The 16,370-nt window shown below is 71.3% G+C and carries 13 protein-coding genes; 12 read left to right on the top strand and 1 reads right to left on the bottom strand.

Translation table 11 applies throughout. The features are described from left to right. Nucleotides 1-53: 53 nt before the first annotated feature. The 9 genes from ABZ464_RS34215 to ABZ464_RS34175 all read left to right on the top strand — a co-directional run bounded on the left by ABZ464_RS34215 (nt 54) and on the right by ABZ464_RS34175 (nt 11,354). Entirely contained in the window at nt 54-1,253 is a 1,200-nt protein-coding gene (locus tag ABZ464_RS34215; RefSeq protein ID WP_359283580.1) for an acyltransferase family protein, read from the top strand. A 119-nt stretch (nt 1,254-1,372) separates the two neighbouring features. After that, the gene (locus ABZ464_RS34210) at nt 1,373-2,776 is read left to right on the top strand and encodes a nitrate/nitrite transporter (RefSeq protein ID WP_359283577.1); all 1,404 of its coding nucleotides are present in this window, start codon (nt 1,373-1,375) and stop codon (nt 2,774-2,776) included. A 100-nt stretch (nt 2,777-2,876) separates the two neighbouring features. Next, on the top strand, nt 2,877-4,052 hold the full coding sequence (locus ABZ464_RS34205) for a uroporphyrinogen-III synthase (RefSeq protein WP_359283575.1): 1,176 nt from the start codon (nt 2,877-2,879) through the stop codon (nt 4,050-4,052). A 112-nt stretch (nt 4,053-4,164) separates the two neighbouring features. Then, entirely contained in the window at nt 4,165-4,785 is a 621-nt protein-coding gene (locus tag ABZ464_RS34200) for an ABATE domain-containing protein (protein WP_359283574.1), read from the top strand. A gap of 337 nt (nt 4,786-5,122) precedes the next feature. Then, nucleotides 5,123-5,644 (top strand): sigma-70 family RNA polymerase sigma factor, encoded by a 522-nt coding sequence (locus ABZ464_RS34195; protein ID WP_010039908.1) that lies wholly within the window; start codon nt 5,123-5,125, stop codon nt 5,642-5,644. Nucleotides 5,645-5,694: 50 nt separating this feature from the next. Further along, nucleotides 5,695-6,471 carry a zf-HC2 domain-containing protein gene (locus tag ABZ464_RS34190; RefSeq protein ID WP_359283571.1) on the top strand — a complete coding sequence of 259 codons (777 nt, stop codon included), beginning with the start codon at nt 5,695-5,697 and terminating at the stop codon, nt 6,469-6,471. Between the two features lie 96 nt (nt 6,472-6,567). Further along, nucleotides 6,568-8,988, top strand: a complete 2,421-nt coding sequence (locus ABZ464_RS34185; RefSeq protein WP_359283569.1) for a UvrD-helicase domain-containing protein — start codon at nt 6,568-6,570, stop codon at nt 8,986-8,988. A gap of 368 nt (nt 8,989-9,356) precedes the next feature. Then, nucleotides 9,357-10,775 (top strand): NAD-dependent malic enzyme, encoded by a 1,419-nt coding sequence (locus tag ABZ464_RS34180; RefSeq protein ID WP_359283568.1) that lies wholly within the window; start codon nt 9,357-9,359, stop codon nt 10,773-10,775. A 297-nt stretch (nt 10,776-11,072) separates the two neighbouring features. Next, nucleotides 11,073-11,354 carry an HU family DNA-binding protein gene (locus tag ABZ464_RS34175; RefSeq protein WP_004000874.1) on the top strand — a complete coding sequence of 94 codons (282 nt, stop codon included), beginning with the start codon at nt 11,073-11,075 and terminating at the stop codon, nt 11,352-11,354. Between the two features lie 167 nt (nt 11,355-11,521). Here the strand turns inward: ABZ464_RS34175 and murA are convergent, their stop codons facing one another. Next, nucleotides 11,522-12,868 carry a UDP-N-acetylglucosamine 1-carboxyvinyltransferase gene (murA, locus tag ABZ464_RS34170; RefSeq protein WP_359283565.1) on the bottom strand — a complete coding sequence of 449 codons (1,347 nt, stop codon included), beginning with the start codon at nt 12,866-12,868 and terminating at the stop codon, nt 11,522-11,524. A 346-nt stretch (nt 12,869-13,214) separates the two neighbouring features. Here murA and ABZ464_RS34165 point away from each other — a divergent pair, with 346 nt between their 5' ends. The 3 genes from ABZ464_RS34165 to ABZ464_RS34155 all read left to right on the top strand — a co-directional run bounded on the left by ABZ464_RS34165 (nt 13,215) and on the right by ABZ464_RS34155 (nt 16,273). Beyond that, nucleotides 13,215-13,787 carry a YqgE/AlgH family protein gene (locus ABZ464_RS34165; protein WP_133914983.1) on the top strand — a complete coding sequence of 191 codons (573 nt, stop codon included), beginning with the start codon at nt 13,215-13,217 and terminating at the stop codon, nt 13,785-13,787. A gap of 29 nt (nt 13,788-13,816) precedes the next feature. Then, complete coding sequence (locus ABZ464_RS34160; protein WP_133914984.1) at nt 13,817-14,104, top strand: DUF3039 domain-containing protein; 288 nt, start codon at nt 13,817-13,819, stop codon at nt 14,102-14,104. 519 nt (nt 14,105-14,623) lie between these two features. Beyond that, nucleotides 14,624-16,273 (top strand): beta-N-acetylhexosaminidase, encoded by a 1,650-nt coding sequence (locus ABZ464_RS34155; protein WP_359283562.1) that lies wholly within the window; start codon nt 14,624-14,626, stop codon nt 16,271-16,273. Nucleotides 16,274-16,370 lie beyond the last annotated feature (97 nt).

Genomic DNA, 16,370 nt, shown 5'->3' with positions numbered 1-16,370 from the left:
GTCGGCGGCGGCTCGGCGTTCGGAGAAGGCTCGGCGGTCGGAGGGGGCTCGGTATGACCGTCACCCAGCCCGCCGGCGGCGTCGCCGCCCCGGCGCCCGCGCCCGGGGGCGGCCGCGACCGCTACTTCGACCTGCTGCGCGCGATCGCCCTCTTCCGGGTCGTCCTCTACCACCTGATGGGCTGGGCCTGGCTGCCCGTCGCCTTCCCCTCCATGGGTGTGATGTTCGCCCTCGCCGGCAATCTCATGGCCCGCTCCCTCGGCAAGCGGCCCGCCCTGGAGGTCGTCCGGGGCCGGATGCGCCGGCTGCTGCCCCCGCTGTGGCTGCTCGGCGCGGTCGGGGTGAGCGGGATGCTGCTGGCCGGCTGGGGACCGGACGACGAGGGGCACCCCGGCTGGTGGTGGCTCCACCTCACCTTCTGGATCCTCCCGCTCAGCGACCCGCCGTACGGCGAGAGCCTCCCCGGCGTCCACGGGCTGCTCGCCGACGGCTGGGCCGTCGACCTAGCCGTACCCCTCTGGTATCTCCGCGCCTACCTCTGGTTCGTCCTGCTCTCCCCGCTGCTGCTGCGGGCCCTGCGGGCCGCGCCCTGGCCGACGGTCCTCTCCCCGCTCGCGCTGTCCGCCGCCCTGGAGTTCGGCGTGCTGTCGGTGTCCAGCTGGCGGCTGGACTCCACCCTCAGCGACTTCGGCGCCTTCGGCGCGTGCTGGCTGCTCGGCATGGCCCACCAGGAGGGCGTTCTGCGCCGCCTGCCCCGCTATGTCGTGCCCTCGCTGGCGCCCGCGGTGGCCGGATTCGCCCTCTGGTACGCCCTCGGCCACGGCTTCCGGGCGGGCCACGACCTGGACGACATGCCGTTCGCCCAGTCCCTGTGGTCCTTCGCCGCGGTCCTGCTGCTCCTGCACCTCAGCCCGTCCTGGACCGACTGGCCCCGCCCGCTGCGCCGCTGGGACCGGCTGGTCACCCTCCTCAACTCCCGCGCCGTGACGATCTATCTGTGGCACAACGTGTGCATCGACGCCGTCGAGGGGCTGTGGGACCGGCTGTGGGGCGTCCCGGGGCTGGAGGAGCACGCCTCCTGGCTGCTGCTGAGCCCCTGGCCGCAGCTCCCGGCCGTCTGGGCGCTCACCGCGCTGTGCGTGGTCTGCTGCGGCTGGGCGGAGGATCTCGCGGCCCGGCGCAGGCCCCGGCTGTGGCCCGACGGTTCGCGTAGCCTTGCCCAGAACCTCTCACCCGGCCGCCGCCGGAGGTGAGAGCAACGTTCCCTTCCGGTCACCGACAGCCACCGGACCGGAAACGCGCCCTCCCTACCTTCGGGACTCATCACCGCTCATCCCCCCGAACCACCCGGCCCGGAGCACGTGGAGGCGTCATGACAGCCCCGAGCACAGACACCGCACCCCCGTCCCCCACGGTTTCCCCCAAGAAGGGGAGCCGCTGGATCGAGGAGTGGGACCCGGAGAACGAGTCCTTCTGGAACGACAAGGGCGAGAAGATCGCCCGCCGCAACCTCGTCTTCTCCGTCCTCTCCGAGCACATCGGCTTCTCGATCTGGACGATGTGGTCCGTGCTGGTGCTCTTCATGGGCCCGGAGTACGGCCTCACCCCGGCCGACAAGTTCCTGCTGACGTCCATGGTGACGCTGGTCGGCGCGGTCGTCCGGGTGCCGTACACCTTCGCCGTCGCGATCTTCGGCGGCCGGAACTGGACGATCATCTCCGCCGGCCTGCTGCTCATCCCCACCATCGCCGCCTTCTCGGTGATGAAGCCGGGGACCTCCTTCTCCACCTTCCTCCTGGTCGGCCTGCTCGCGGGCATCGGCGGCGGCAACTTCGCCTCCTCCATGACCAACATCAACGCCTTCTTCCCGCTCCGCAAGAAGGGCTGGGCGCTCGGCCTGAACGCGGGCGGCGGCAACATCGGCGTACCGGTCCTCCAGCTCGTCGGCCTCGCCGTGATCGGCGCGAGCGGCGGCCCGCGCGTCCTGCTCGGGATCTACATCCCGCTGATCCTGATCGCCGCGACCCTCGCCGCCCTGTACATGGACAACCTGGCGTCCGTGAAGAACGACACCGGCGCCGCGATCGACTCCGCCAAGGACGCCCACACCTGGATCATGTCCTTCCTGTACATCGGCACCTTCGGCTCGTTCATCGGCTACTCCTTCGCCTTCGGCCAGGTGCTGACGAACCAGTTCGGCCGTACGCCGCTGCAGGCGGCCTACCTCACCTTCATCGGCCCGCTGCTCGGCTCCCTGATCCGCCCCGTGGGCGGCTGGCTCGCCGACAAGTACGGCGGCGCCCGCATCACCCTCTACAACTACGTCGGCATGGCCGCCGCCACCGCCGTGCTGGTCTTCGCCAGCATGCAGAAGTCGCTGCCGCTGTTCGTCTCGGTCTTCGTGGTGCTGTTCGTGCTCAGCGGCCTCGGCAACGGGTCGACGTACAAGATGATCCCCGGCATCTTCCAGGCGAAGGCCGTCGCCAAGGGCCTCGAGGGTGAGGAGGCCGCCGCCTACGGCCGACGGCTCTCCGGGGCCTCCATGGGACTCATCGGCGCGGTCGGCGCGCTCGGCGGTGTCGGCATCAACCTGGCCTTCCGCCAGTCCTTCCTCTCCTACGGCTCCGGCACCGGCGCGTTCGTCGCCTTCCTCGCCTTCTACGCGGCCTGCTTCGTGGTCACGTGGGCCGTATACCTTCGCCGCCCGGCGGGGAGGATCACCGCCGCAAGCTCCTCCTCGGAGGCGAAGCCGCAGCTCAGCTACGCCGAGGTGTGACGTAACACTGGCGACATGAAGCCGAACCGAGCCTGTCACGCACCGTTGACAGGCTCGTCGGCATGTAGGTGCAGGGCGACTCGAGTGCGGGACGAGAGTGATGTACGTGGAACAGCAGCGACCGGACGCCACGACGCAGGCATCCGTGGAACACGGCCCCCTGGCCGGTTTCACCGTGGGCGTGACGGCCGCGCGCCGGGCCGAGGAGCTCGGCGCGCTGCTCCAGCGGCGCGGGGCGACGGTGCTGCACGCGCCCGCCCTGCGGATCGTGCCGCTCGCCGACGACGGTGAGCTGCTCGCCGCCACCAAGGACCTCATCGACCAGGCCCCGGACGTGGTCGTGGCGACGACCGCGATCGGTTTCCGGGGCTGGGTGGAGGCCGCCGAGGGCTGGGGGCTCGGCGAGCCGCTGCTCTCCCGGCTCGGTGAGGTCGAACTGCTCGCCCGCGGCCCCAAGGTGAAGGGCGCGATCCGCGCCGCAGGCCTCACCGAGGAATGGTCGCCGTCGTCCGAGTCCATGGCGGAGGTGCTCGACCGGCTTCTGGAGGAGGGCGTCGACGGCCGCCGGATCGCCGTCCAGCTGCACGGGGAGCCGCTGCCCGGGTTCGTGGAGGCGCTGCGGGCCGCCGGAGCGGAGGTCGTGGGCGTCCCGGTGTACCGGTGGATGCCGCCCGAGGACATCGCCCCGCTCGACCGGCTCATCGACGCGGCCGTCTCGCGCGGCCTCGACGCGATCACCTTCACCAGCGCGCCGGCCGCCGCGTCCCTCTTCTCGCGCGCCGAGGAGCGGGGCGTGCTGTCCGAGCTGCTCGCCGCGCTCCACCATGATGTGCTGCCGGCCTGCGTCGGCCCCGTCACCGCGCTGCCCCTGCAGTCGCGCGGCCTGGACACCGTACAGCCGGAACGCTTCCGGCTCGGCCCGCTGGTGCAGCTGCTCTGCCAGGAACTTCCGGCGCGGGCACGGGCGTTGCCGGTCGCCGGGCACCGGGTGGAGATCCGCGGGCACGCGGTGCTGGTCGACGGCTGTCTGAAGCCGGTGCCGCCGGCCGGGATGTCCCTGCTGCGGGCGCTGTCTCGACGGCCGGGCTGGGTCGTCCCCCGCGCCGACCTCCTGCGCGCGCTGCCCGGCGCCGGCCGCGACGAGCACGCCGTCGAGACGGCGATGGCCCGCCTGCGCACGGCCCTCGGCACCCCGAAGCTGATCCAGACGGTGGTCAAGCGCGGCTACCGACTGGCCCTGGACCCGGCGGCGGACGCGAAGTACGCGGACGCGTGAGCCGCGACTGAACGGGCCGGACCGGTGGTACGGGGGTTCCGGCCGGGGCGGGACACAGGGCACTGTGAGGGGAGCGCTTTTCTCGTTCCTCTGTCGGTGCAGGCGGTGGCGCATGACACTGGGCACGGCCACGGACCCCTACGAGCTGCGCTTCGACGCCGGACGCAGTTGTCTCGACCTCCTCGCGACCAGCCATCCCCGGGAACACCTCGACGGCGTGGGCCCGTTGTGCGCCTGGATCCGCGGCGCGGGACTGGTCCCGCCCGGCACCCAGCTCGGCCACGCCGACGCCTCCTGGCCCCTCGCCTTCCGTGAACTGCGCTCCGGCGTCGACCGGTTGGTGCGGGACTGGCTGGCCCGGGCCCACCCCGGCCCGTACGAGGTCGACCTCGGCCGCCTCAACGACGCCGCCCGCGCCGCGCCGCCCGTCCCCCGCGCCGTACGCGACGAGGACGGCACCCTCGTACGGGAGTTGGAGGAGCCGCCGGAGTGCGCCGCGCTGCTCGCCGCCGTCGCGCGGGACGCCGTGGAGCTGCTCACGGATCCCGTGGCGCGGGCGGGGCTGAGGGAGTGTGAGGGGGACAACTGCCCGATCGTCTACGTCGACACCTCCCGTGGCAGACGCAGGCGTTGGTGTTCGAGCGAGGTCTGCGGCAACCGGGAGCGGGTCGCACGGCATCGGCGGCGCGCCGCCTTGGCACGCGCCCAACTGCCCGGTATACGCCTTCTCTGATGAGCTGACAGCAATTGCACAGTGTCCCGTGACAGCCTGGGCGCAAAATTGTCGAAGTGATTTCGACAACATCATGTTTGCCCATGCCTGAGCAAGGGCAGGCCGCGTGATCGCGCCCGTGTGGTGAAAACGTGAAGAAGAAGCGGTGGGAATGTGCCGCCATGTCCCCCTCGTCATGACACCCCGAAGAAAACTGTCACCTCGGTTTGAACACTGCGAACACCCCTTCCGTACCTGTCACCGAGCGACCGACTGGGGGATCCCCCGGACACCGGAGGTGGGCGTGCGCAAGGATGCGGCCGTGGCCAATGAACATGGATCGAGGGCCCGACATCGCATGTCCCAGCCCTCGGAGCCCGACGAGGAGCTGATGCGTGCTCTGTATCGGGAGCACGCCGGACCCCTGCTTGCGTATGTCCTGCGCCTGGTTGCCGGAGACCGCCAGCGTGCCGAGGACGTGGTGCAGGAAACACTCATCCGTGCCTGGAAGAACGCCGGCCAGCTCAATCGAGCGACCGGATCGGTACGCCCCTGGCTGGTGACGGTCGCTCGCCGCATCGTCATCGACGGCCACCGCAGCCGGCAGGCCCGGCCGCAGGAGGTCGACCCGTCGCCGCTGGAGGTCATCCCCGCGGAGGACGAGATCGACAAGGCGCTGTGGCTGATGACGCTGTCGGACGCGCTCGACGACCTGACCCCGGCCCACCGGGAGGTGCTCGTCGAGACGTACTTCAAGGGGCGTACCGTCAATGAGGCGGCCGAGACGCTGGGCATTCCCAGTGGCACCGTCCGCTCTCGGGTGTTCTACGCCCTGCGGTCGATGAAGCTGGCTCTGGAGGAGCGGGGGGTGACGGCGTGATGAGCATTTACGGGGGATTCGGATCAGGTGGTGCGGGTATGTCTGGCCCCATGCAGGGATCTGTGGGATCTCCGAGCCCGAGCGAACACGAGACCGTGGGCGCCTACGCCCTCGGCATCCTCGACGACGCCGAGGCGACCGCCTTCGAAGCGCATCTCGCCGGCTGCGAGTGGTGCGCGCAGCAGCTCGACGAGCTCGCCGGGATGGAACCGATGCTGGCCGCCCTCGCGGACCTGCCCGGCTCCGGCACCCCGGCGATCGGCGACTCCCTGTCCGCCCGGCCCAGCCCACGGCTCGTGGAGAAGCTGGTCGACGAGGTGTCCGAACGGCGCGCCCAGAAGCGCCGCCGCTCCTTCTACCTCGTGGCGGCCGCGGCGGCGCTGATCATCGGCGGCCCGGTCGGCGTCATGGCCGTGACCGGCGGCGACGACGGCGGCAAGGCGCCCGTGGCGAGCAGTACCACCAACCCCGCCAAGTCGACCTTCGAGACGCTCTCCGACAAGGCCTCCGCGACCGACTCCGCCAGCAAGGTGACGGCCACCGTCGCCATGGGCGAGAAGGCCTGGGGCACCGAGGTCGGCGTCGAGCTGAAGAACGTCTCGGGCCCCGAGAAGTGCTCGCTCATCGCCGTCGGCAAGGACGGCAAGCGCGAGACCGTCTCGTCCTGGTCCGTCCCGGAATGGGGCTACGGCCTCCCGAACGCCAAGACCGAGCAGGCCAAGAACCCGCTCTACGTCGTGGGCGGCGCGGCCTTCAAGCCGAACGAGATCGACCACTTCGAGGTCATGACCTTCGACGGCAAGAAGCTCGTCCAGGTCGACGCCTGACGAAGAACGCCGGGCCCGCCTTCGGGCGGGCTCTCGCCTCCACCGGTCCCCTTCGCGTACGGTTGACGGCTGCCCAGCACGTCAGAAGGGGGCCCGGTGGCCGCACAGGCTCAGCAGGAAACCGCGGTCGATGCCGCACCGGACACGGTCCGGGAACGCGAGATCGGTGTCGAACAGGAACACCTCGACCGGGTGTACCGGCGCCTCGAGGAGAAGATCCACGAGGCGGAGTTCCTCATGAACGACGCCGCCAAACGCGGCCAGGTGGGAACCCCCGGCGCTCTCGCCGAGCGCGACGCCCAGGTCTTCCGGGCCGGTGTCCACCTCAACCGGCTCAACAACGAGTTCGAGGACTTCCTCTTCGGCCGGATCGACCTCCTCCTCGGCAAGGACGGGAAGAAGGGCCCCGACGGCGCCTTCACCGCCGTGGAGCCCGCCGAGGGCGCCGTGCGCGAGGACAACACCGCCGACATCGCGGAGACCCTCCACATCGGCCGTATCGGAGTCCTGGACTCCGAGTACGCGCCGCTGGTCATCGACTGGCGCGCACCCGCCGCCGCGCCCTTCTACCGCTCCACCCCCGTCGACCCCGGCCGGGTCGTCCGCCGCCGGGTCATCCGCTCCAAGGGGCGCCGCGTCCTCGGCGTCGAGGACGACCTGATGCGCCCCGAGCTGACGGCCTTCCTCGACGGCGGCGCGCTGCCCGTCATCGGCGACGGCGCCCTGATGGCCGCGCTCGGCCAGGCCCGCGGCCACACCATGCGGGACATCGTCGCCTCCATCCAGGCCGAGCAGGACCTGGTCATCCGCGCCCCCGCCGCCTCCGTGACCTACGTCGAGGGCGGCCCCGGCACCGGCAAGACCGCCGTCGCCCTGCACCGCGCCGCCTACCTGCTCTACCAGGACCGCCGCAGATACGCCGGCGGCATCCTCATCGTCTCGCCCACCCCGCTGCTGGTGGCCTACACCGAGGGCGTCCTGCCCTCCCTCGGCGAGGAGGGCCAGGTCGCCATCCGCGCCATCGGCTCCCTCGTCGACGGCGCCGAGGCCACCCTGTACGACGCCCCGTCCGTGGCCCGCGCCAAGGGCTCCTCCCGCATGCTGAGGGTGCTGCGCAAGGCGGCACGGGGGGCACTGGAGCTGGGGCCGGGCGGGTCCGCCCGGCCGAACGGCGGCGGCAGCGGCGGCAACGCCGCCCGTGGTGCCAGTGCCAACGGCCAGCTCTCCTTCGACGACACCCCCGCCGACACCCCCGCCGACACCGCGGTGACCACCCCCACCCGGCTCCGCGTCGTCGTCTTCGGACGGCGGATCGAGCTGGAGGGCGCCGATCTGGAGCGGATCCGGCAGAGCGCCCTCGGCGGCACCGCCCCCGTCAACCTGCTGCGCCCCCGCGCCCGCAAGCTGCTCCTGGACGCCCTGTGGGAGCGCTCGGGCGCCGCAGGCCGGCACACCGACCCCGAGCTGGCCGCCGAGCTGCGCTCCTCCTTCGACGAGGACGTGACCACCGAGGACTCCTTCATCGGGTTCCTCGACGCCTGGTGGCCCGAGCTGACCCCCGGCGCCGTCCTCGCGGCGATGGCCGACGAGCGCCGGCTCGGCCGCTGGGCCCGCCGGATCCTCAACCCCGGCGAGGTCCGCAGGGTCGCCCGCTCGCTGCGGCGGGACGGCCTCTCGGTGCACGACATCGCCCTGCTCGACGAGCTCCAGGCGACCCTCGGCGCCCCGGCCCGCCCCCGCAAGAAGCGCGAGTACGACCCGCTGGACCAGCTCACCGGCCTGGAGGAGCTGATGCCGGTGCGCGAGGAGTCCCAGCGCGAGCGCGCCGAGCGGCTCGCCGCCGAACGCGTCGAGTACGCGCACGTCATCGTCGACGAGGCCCAGGACCTCACCCCCATGCAGTGGCGCATGGTCGGCCGCCGCGGCCGGCACGCCACCTGGACGGTCGTCGGCGACCCCGCCCAGTCCTCCTGGTCCGACCCCGACGAGGCCGCCGAGGCCCGCGACGAGGCCCTCGGCACCCGGCCCCGCCGCCGCTTCCAGCTCACCGTGAACTACCGCAACCCGGCCGAGATCGCCGAGCTGGCGGCCAAGGTCCTGGCCCTCGCCATGCCCGGCGCCGAGTCCCCCACCGCGGTCCGCTCCACCGGAGTCGTCCCGCGCTTCACCGCCGTACAGGACACCCTCGCCGCCACCGTCCGCGCCGCGGCCGAACGCCTCCTCGCCGAGGTCGACGGCACCGTCGGCGTCGTCGTCGCGATGCAGCGCCGCGAGGAGGCCCGCCGCTGGCTGGCCGGGCTCGGCGACCGGGTCGTCGCCCTCGGCAGCCTGGAGGCCAAGGGCCTGGAGTACGACGCCACGGTCGTCGTCTCGCCCGCCGAGATCGCCGACGAGTCCCCGGCCGGCCTGCGTGTGCTGTACGTCGCACTGACCCGGGCCACCCAGCAGCTCACCGTGGTCTCGGGGGACCGGGACGAGCCGGACGCGCGGGGGGTGCCCGACCTGCTCAGGGACTGAGCCGGAGGCGCCCGACCGGCCCCGGACGAACGTTTCCTGTGAACCGCCCCGCACGGGAATGGTGTTCGGGGATCCGTTTGTTAGCCTGGGTGTGACACCGGCTCGATCCAAGCCCCCGGGCCCAACCTTCGTCGCTACGAGCGACCACTTGCCGCGAGGCGAGCATGGCGGGTCGGTGTCATGAACGGACGGAGAGGCCCACATCCGATGTGATGTGGGCCTCTTCGCATGGCGCCCCCGCACGTCCCCGCACGTCCCCGCACGAACAAAACGACCGTAAGTTGAGGCGACTTTCCCGTACTCGTCAGTAGGTGCGACGATCGGACGGCAATCCCGCGACCCACCCAGCAGTGCAGAGGAAGTCGGCCATGGCAACGGCGCCCAGCGTCTCCTACTCGATGACGGTCCGGCTGGAGGTGCCCGCGAGCGGAACCGCGGTCTCCCAGCTCACCACGGCCGTCGAGTCCCACGGAGGCTCGGTGACCGGCCTCGACGTCACCGCCTCCGGGCACGAGAAGCTCCGCATCGACGTCACCATCGCGGCCACCTCGACCGCGCACGCCGACGAGATCGTCGAGCAGCTCCGCCTCATCGAGGGCGTCACGCTCGGCAAGGTCTCCGACCGTACGTTCCTCATGCACCTCGGCGGCAAGATCGAGATGCAGTCCAAGCACCCCATCCGCAACCGTGACGACCTCTCCATGGTCTACACGCCCGGTGTGGCCCGGGTCTGCATGGCGATCGCCGAGAACCCCGAGGACGCCCGCCGCCTGACCATCAAGCGCAACTCGGTTGCGGTCGTGACGGACGGCTCCGCCGTGCTGGGCCTCGGCAACATCGGCCCCAAGGCCGCGCTGCCCGTCATGGAGGGCAAGGCCGCCCTCTTCAAGCGGTTCGCCGGCATCGACGCCTGGCCGATCTGCCTGGACACCCAGGACACCGACGCGATCGTCGAGATCGTCAAGGCCATCGCCCCCGGGTTCGCCGGCATCAACCTCGAGGACATCTCCGCCCCCCGCTGCTTCGAGATCGAGGCCCGGCTGCGCGAGGCCCTCGACATCCCCGTCTTCCACGACGACCAGCACGGCACCGCGATCGTCGTCCTCGCCGCGCTGACGAACGCCCTGCGTGTGGCGGCCAAGAGCATCGAGTCCATCCGCGTCGTGATGTCCGGCGCCGGCGCCGCCGGCACCGCCATCCTCAAGCTGCTGATCGCGGCCGGCGTGAAGAACGCGGTCGTCGCCGACATCCACGGCGTGGTGCACGCCGGCCGCGCGGACCTCGTCGACGCCGCCCCCGGCTCGGCCCTGCGCTGGATCGCCGACAACACCAACCCCGAGGGCCTCACCGGCACCCTCAAGGAGGCCGTGCGCGGCGCCGACGTCTTCATCGGCGTCTCCGCCCCGAACGTCCTCGACGGCGACGACGTGGCCGCCATGGCCGAGGGCGCGATCGTGTTCGCGCTCGCGAACCCGGACCCCGAGGTCGACCCGGCCGTCGCCCGCGAGACGGCCGCCGTCGTGGCCACCGGCCGCTCCGACTTCCCGAACCAGATCAACAACGTGCTGGTCTTCCCGGGTGTCTTCCGGGGCCTGCTGGACGCCCAGTCCCGCACCGTCAACACCGAGATGATGCTCGCGGCCGCGAAGGCCCTCGCGGACGTCGTCAGCGACGACGAGCTGAACGCGAACTACATCATCCCGAGCGTCTTCAACGACAAGGTCGCGGGCGCGGTCGCGGGCGCGGTCCGGGACGCCGCGAAGGCGGCCGGCGCGTCCGCCTCGTAAACGGGCGGGACCTGCGGGACCTGCGGGGACTGTGAGGATCACCACGGTCCCCGGGTCCGGCGCGTCGCGGGGCCCCTGTCGGGGGGCTGTGTCTATCGTGGCCAGAGCCACAGGCGCGCTTCGGGTGACTCCCAAGGGTGTTCTCCCGACTCCTGCGGGTGCCGGATTGGCTTTCCCGCCGCAGGTAGGGGCAGGATGCGTCCCTGGGCGCGAGCACATCGCACTTCGCTGTGCCCGCTATGCGGCCCTCCGCCGCGTGGCACGCCGCAACGGCAAGAAGAACACGGGAGTAACAACATGAACCGCAGTGAGCTGGTGGCCGCGCTGGCCGACCGCGCCGAGGTGACCCGCAAGGACGCCGACGCTGTGCTGGCCGCGTTCGCCGAGGTCGTCGGCGACATCGTCTCCAAGGGCGACGAGAAGGTCACCATCCCCGGCTTCCTGACCTTCGAGCGCACCCACCGTGCCGCTCGCACCGCGCGCAACCCGCAGACCGGCGACCCGATCCAGATCCCGGCCGGCTACAGCGTGAAGGTCTCCGCGGGCTCGAAGCTCAAGGAAGCGGCCAAGGGCAAGTAACGCTCCGCCGAGAGCGCCGTAGGTGACTGCGGGCCGGCGGTGGCTGGTCGCGCAGTTCCCCGCGCCCCTTCGGGGGCGCGTCGTCCGCCACGAGCACGGACAACGACAAGGGGCGGCCCCCCTCCAGGGGCCGCCCCATCGTCGTACCGCGTGACAGCTGCCGACGGCTAGCCGAGCGCCTTGCCGGGCAGCTCGACCTTGGCGCCGAGCTCCACGAGCTTCTCCATGAAGTTCTCGTAGCCGCGGTTGATCAGGTCGATGCCGTGGACGCGGGAGGTGCCCTGGGCCGCGAGGGCGGCGATCAGGTAGGAGAAGCCGCCGCGCAGGTCGGGGATGACCAGGTCGGCGCCCTGGAGCTTGGTGGGGCCGGAGACCACCGCGGAGTGCAGGAAGTTGCGCTGGCCGAAGCGGCAGTCGGAGCCGCCCAGGCACTCGCGGTAGAGCTGGATGTGGGCGCCCATCTGGTTCAGCGCCGAGGTGAAGCCCAGCCGGGACTCGTAGACCGTCTCGTGGACGATCGACAGGCCCGTGGCCTGGGTCAGGGCGACCACCAGGGGCTGCTGCCAGTCGGTCTGGAAGCCCGGGTGCACGTCCGTCTCCAGCGCGATGGACTTCAGCTGGCCGCCGGGGTGCCAGAAGCGGATGCCCTCGTCGTCGATCTCGAAGGCGCCGCCCACCTTCCGGTAGGTGTTCAGGAACGTCATCATCGAGCGCTGCTGGGCGCCACGGACGTACACGTTGCCCTCGGTCGCCAGCGCCGCCGACGCCCACGACGCGGCCTCCAGCCGGTCCGACAGCGCGCGGTGCGTGTAGCCGCCGAGCTTGTCCACACCGGTGATGCGGATCGTGCGGTCGGTGTCGATCGCGATGATCGCGCCCATCTTCTGCAGGACGCAGATCAGGTCCTCGATCTCCGGCTCGACCGCCGCGTTGGACAGCTCGGTGACGCCCTCCGCGAGGACGGCCGTCAGCAGCACCTGCTCGGTCGCGCCCACCGACGGGTACGGCAGCTGGATCTTCGTACCGCGCAGCCGCCGCGGCGCCTCCAGGTACTGCCCGTCGGCCCGCTTCTCGATCGTCGCGCCGAACTGCCGCAGCACCTCGAAGTGGAAGTCGATGGGCCGGCCACCGATGTCGCAGCCGCCGAGGCCGGGGATGAAGGCGTGTCCGAGCCGGTGCAGCAGCGGACCGCAGAGGAGGATCGGGATACGGCTCGAGCCCGCGTGGGCATCGATGTCGGCGACGTTGGCGCTCTCGACATAGGTCGGGTCGAGCACCAGCTCGCCCGGCTCCTCACCCGGACGGACCGTCACCCCGTGCAGTTGCAGCAGACCGCGTACGACCCGCACGTCACGGATGTCCGGAACGTTGCGCAGCCGACTCGGCTCACTGCCCAGCAGGGCGGCGACCATGGCCTTCGGTACGAGGTTCTTCGCACCGCGGACACGGATCTCGCCCTCGAGCGGGGTTCCGCCGTGGACAACCAGTACGTCGTCAGAGCCGTTGACGGTCATGTATCTCGCGTTCCATGGGTGGTGGACTGGGGCAGGGGCCGATGGATCGGGGCAAGGGCCAGAGCAGACAGGGTAATCGCCACCGGGGCCCCTCAAGTAAGCCCGAGGACGACCCAGGAAGGTCATAGCTGTGTCACAACACGAACCGTTCCGCGGCGGGTACGTGCGGTCACCATGAAGGCCCCTTCGTGTTCGTGCGCCCGGACCGCATCCGTGCGCCCGCCCGTCTCCCACCACCACCCTCAACCGAGGCCCTGACGGGCCGCACCTGCTGATTCCGCTGCCCCTCGCCCATGTGTCCGCATTGCCTCCCCACTTCACGGGAAGATGCGGGATCATGTCTGGCATGACCGAGGTGTCCTCGCTCACAGGGCGGCTGCTCGTGGCCACGCCCGCCCTGGCGGACCCGAACTTCGACCGCGCGGTGGTGCTCCTTCTCGACCACGACGAGGAGGGTTCCCTCGGTGTCGTCCTCAATCGTCCGACGCCCGTCGGCGTGGGCGACATCCTGGAGGGCTGGGCCGACCTCACCGGGGAACCGGGCGTGGTCTTCCAGGGCGGCCCGGTGTCCCTCGACTCCGCGCTGGGCGTCGCCGTGATCCCCGGCGACTCCTCGGGCGACCGCGGCCCGCTCGGCTGGCGCCGGGTGCACGGCGCGATCGGCCTCGTCGACCTGGAGGCCCCGCCGGAACTCCTCGCCTCGGCCCTCGGCTCCCTGCGGATCTTCGCCGGATACGCCGGCTGGGGCCCGGGCCAGCTGGAGGACGAACTGGTCGAGGGCGCCTGGTACGTCGTCGAGTCCGAACCCGGCGATGTCTCCTCCCCGTCCCCGGAAAGACTCTGGCGCGAGGTCCTGCGCCGCCAGCGCAACGAGCTCGCGATGGTGGCGACGTACCCCGACGACCCTTCGCTCAACTGATCGCTGTGACCTTCAGTACCCTTGGGCGCATGAGCACTCTTGAGCCCGAGCGCGGTACTGGTACGGGGACCCTCGTAGAGCCGACGCCGCAGGTGTCGCACGGCGACGGTGACCACGAGCGCTTCGCGCACTACGTCCAGAAGGACAAGATCATGGCGAGCGCCCTCGACGGGACGCCCGTCGTGGCGCTGTGCGGCAAGGTGTGGGTGCCCGGCCGCGACCCGAAGAAGTATCCCGTGTGCCCGATGTGCAAGGAGATCTTCGAGTCGATGGGCGCGGGCGGCGGCGACGACAAGGGTGGCAAGGGCGGCAAGTAGCCCACTGAGTCTCCGAGGCCCTCGGGGCGCTGTTCGGCGCGCCTCGGGGGCCTCTGGCGTGTCACCGAATGGTCGAGACCTCTTGTGGTCGGGTTCATGGAGTCCGTAACCTCCAGAGGTGTTGTGGACGGCGAAACGGCCATTGCGCATGTTGCAACGCGATGCTTTGGCGGTCGCTTCGGGGACGTTCTGGTGGAGGCATGCGTGGTCGGGCTCGGCGGGGTCGTTCCTAAAGTCGTCGACGGTGATGATCCGCTTCTCCGGATTCCCCGCGGCGGGTGTTCGGGCGGCGGGAATTGGGTGTGATCGCGTTTCTCGCCGGGGCCGCCCCGACCCGATTCCGGTTCCCCTTCCGGACCCCCTTGTCGATCATGTTCCGAAAGGGTCCCGGAGGCACTGGAGGCGGTCGCCCGCATCGACGCGCGGACCGTACGCGCTTTCTGCGGCGGATTCTTTTCCCGGCCCGCGACGGCGAGCGGTAGACGGCGAGCGGTAGACGACGAGCGGTAAAGGACTGACGTGACTTCTCCGACCGATCTCATTCCCGCCCCCCGTGCCGTGGAGGGCCCCATGCGCTGCGGTGTCCTGTTCGACGACGACACCACGCTGTGGGCCGGGCCCGGCACCGGGACCACCGAACGCTGGCTGCGCTCCACCCTGGGCGCCGCCCTCGGGCTGACCCTGCCGCCCGGACCCGAGGGCGCCCGCGACTCCGTACAGCTGCTCCTGGACGACACGCTCGAGCCGGAGGCGTACCGACTGAGCGTCGTGGCGAACCGGGGCGTCGAGATCCGCGGCGGCGGCCCCGCCGGTGTCTTCTGGGGCGCCCAGACCCTGCGTCAGCTCCTCGGCCACCACGCCTTCCGGCGCGCCCCCGTGCGCCCCGGCATCCGCTACGGCATCCCGCACCAGATCATCGAGGACGCCCCCCGCTTCCGCTGGCGCGGGCTCATGCTCGACGTCGCCCGGCACTTCATGCCCAAGGAAGGCGTCCTGCGCTACCTGGACCTGATGGCCGCGCACAAACTGAACGTCTTCCACTTCCATCTGACGGACGATCAGGGCTGGCGGATCGAGATCAAGAGGTATCCCCGGCTGACCGAGGTCGGCTCCTGGCGGGCCCGCACCAAATTCGGCCATCGCGCCTCACCCCTGTGGGACGAGAAGCCGCACGGTGGCTTCTACACCCAGGACGACATCCGGGAGATCGTCGCGTACGCCGCCGAGCGGCATATCGCCGTCGTCCCCGAAATCGACGTACCGGGCCACTCGCAGGCCGCGATCGCCGCGTATCCGGAACTCGGCAACACCGACGTCATCGACACCACCCGCCTCTCCGTCTGGGACACCTGGGGCATCAACCCGAACGTACTCGCCCCCACTGACAACACCCTGCGCTTCTACGAAGGGGTGTTCGAGGAGGTCCTGGAGCTGTTCCCCGCCGGCGCCGACCAGTTCTCGTCGTTCGTCCACCTCGGCGGTGACGAATGTCCCAAGGACCAGTGGCGGCAGTCGCCCGCCGCGCAGGCCCGGATGAAGGAACTCGGGCTCGCCGACGAGGACGCCCTGCAGTCCTGGTTCGTACGGCACTTCGACACCTGGCTGTCGGCGCGCGGGCGCCGGCTGATCGGCTGGGACGAGATCCTGGAGGGCGGGCTCGCGCCCGGCGCCGCCGTGTCGTCCTGGCGCGGCTACGCGGGCGGGACCGCCGCCGCGCGCGCGGGCCACGACGTCGTCATGTGCCCCGAACAGCAGGTCTACCTCGACCACCGGCAGGACGGCGGCCCGGACGAGCCGGTGCCCATCGGGTACGTCCGCACCCTGGAGGACGTCTACCGGTTCGAGCCCGTGCCCGCGGAGTTCACACCCGAGGAGACGGCCCATGTGCTCGGCACGCAGGCCAACCTGTGGACCGAGGTGATGGAGGACCACGCGCGCGTGGATTACCAGGCGTTCCCCCGGCTCGCCGCGTTCGCCGAGGTGGCCTGGAGCGCCCTGCCCGCCCCCGGGGAACGGGACTTCGCCGACTTCGAGCGGCGGATGGAGGCGCACTACGGCCGGCTCGACGCCCTCGGGGTCGGCTACCGCCGGCCGGAGGGGCCCCGGCCCTGGCAGCGGCGCCCCGGCGTCCTCGGCCGCCCGGTCGACGGTCCGCCGCCGAACCGGTAGCCGCCCCGGCGCGGTGTGCCGCGTCACGGAAAAACCCCGGCAGGGTCACCGAAGAGTGGCAATTCACGCGCACCGGTGATCCCGTACGAAAACGGAC

Origin of the sequence: Streptomyces sp. NPDC005820 (assembly GCF_040630255.1) — a bacterium.
GTDB lineage: Bacteria > Actinomycetota > Actinomycetes > Streptomycetales > Streptomycetaceae > Streptomyces.
Note: the sequence above shows the minus strand (reverse complement) of the source record. Positions and strands in the feature narration are given on the sequence as shown.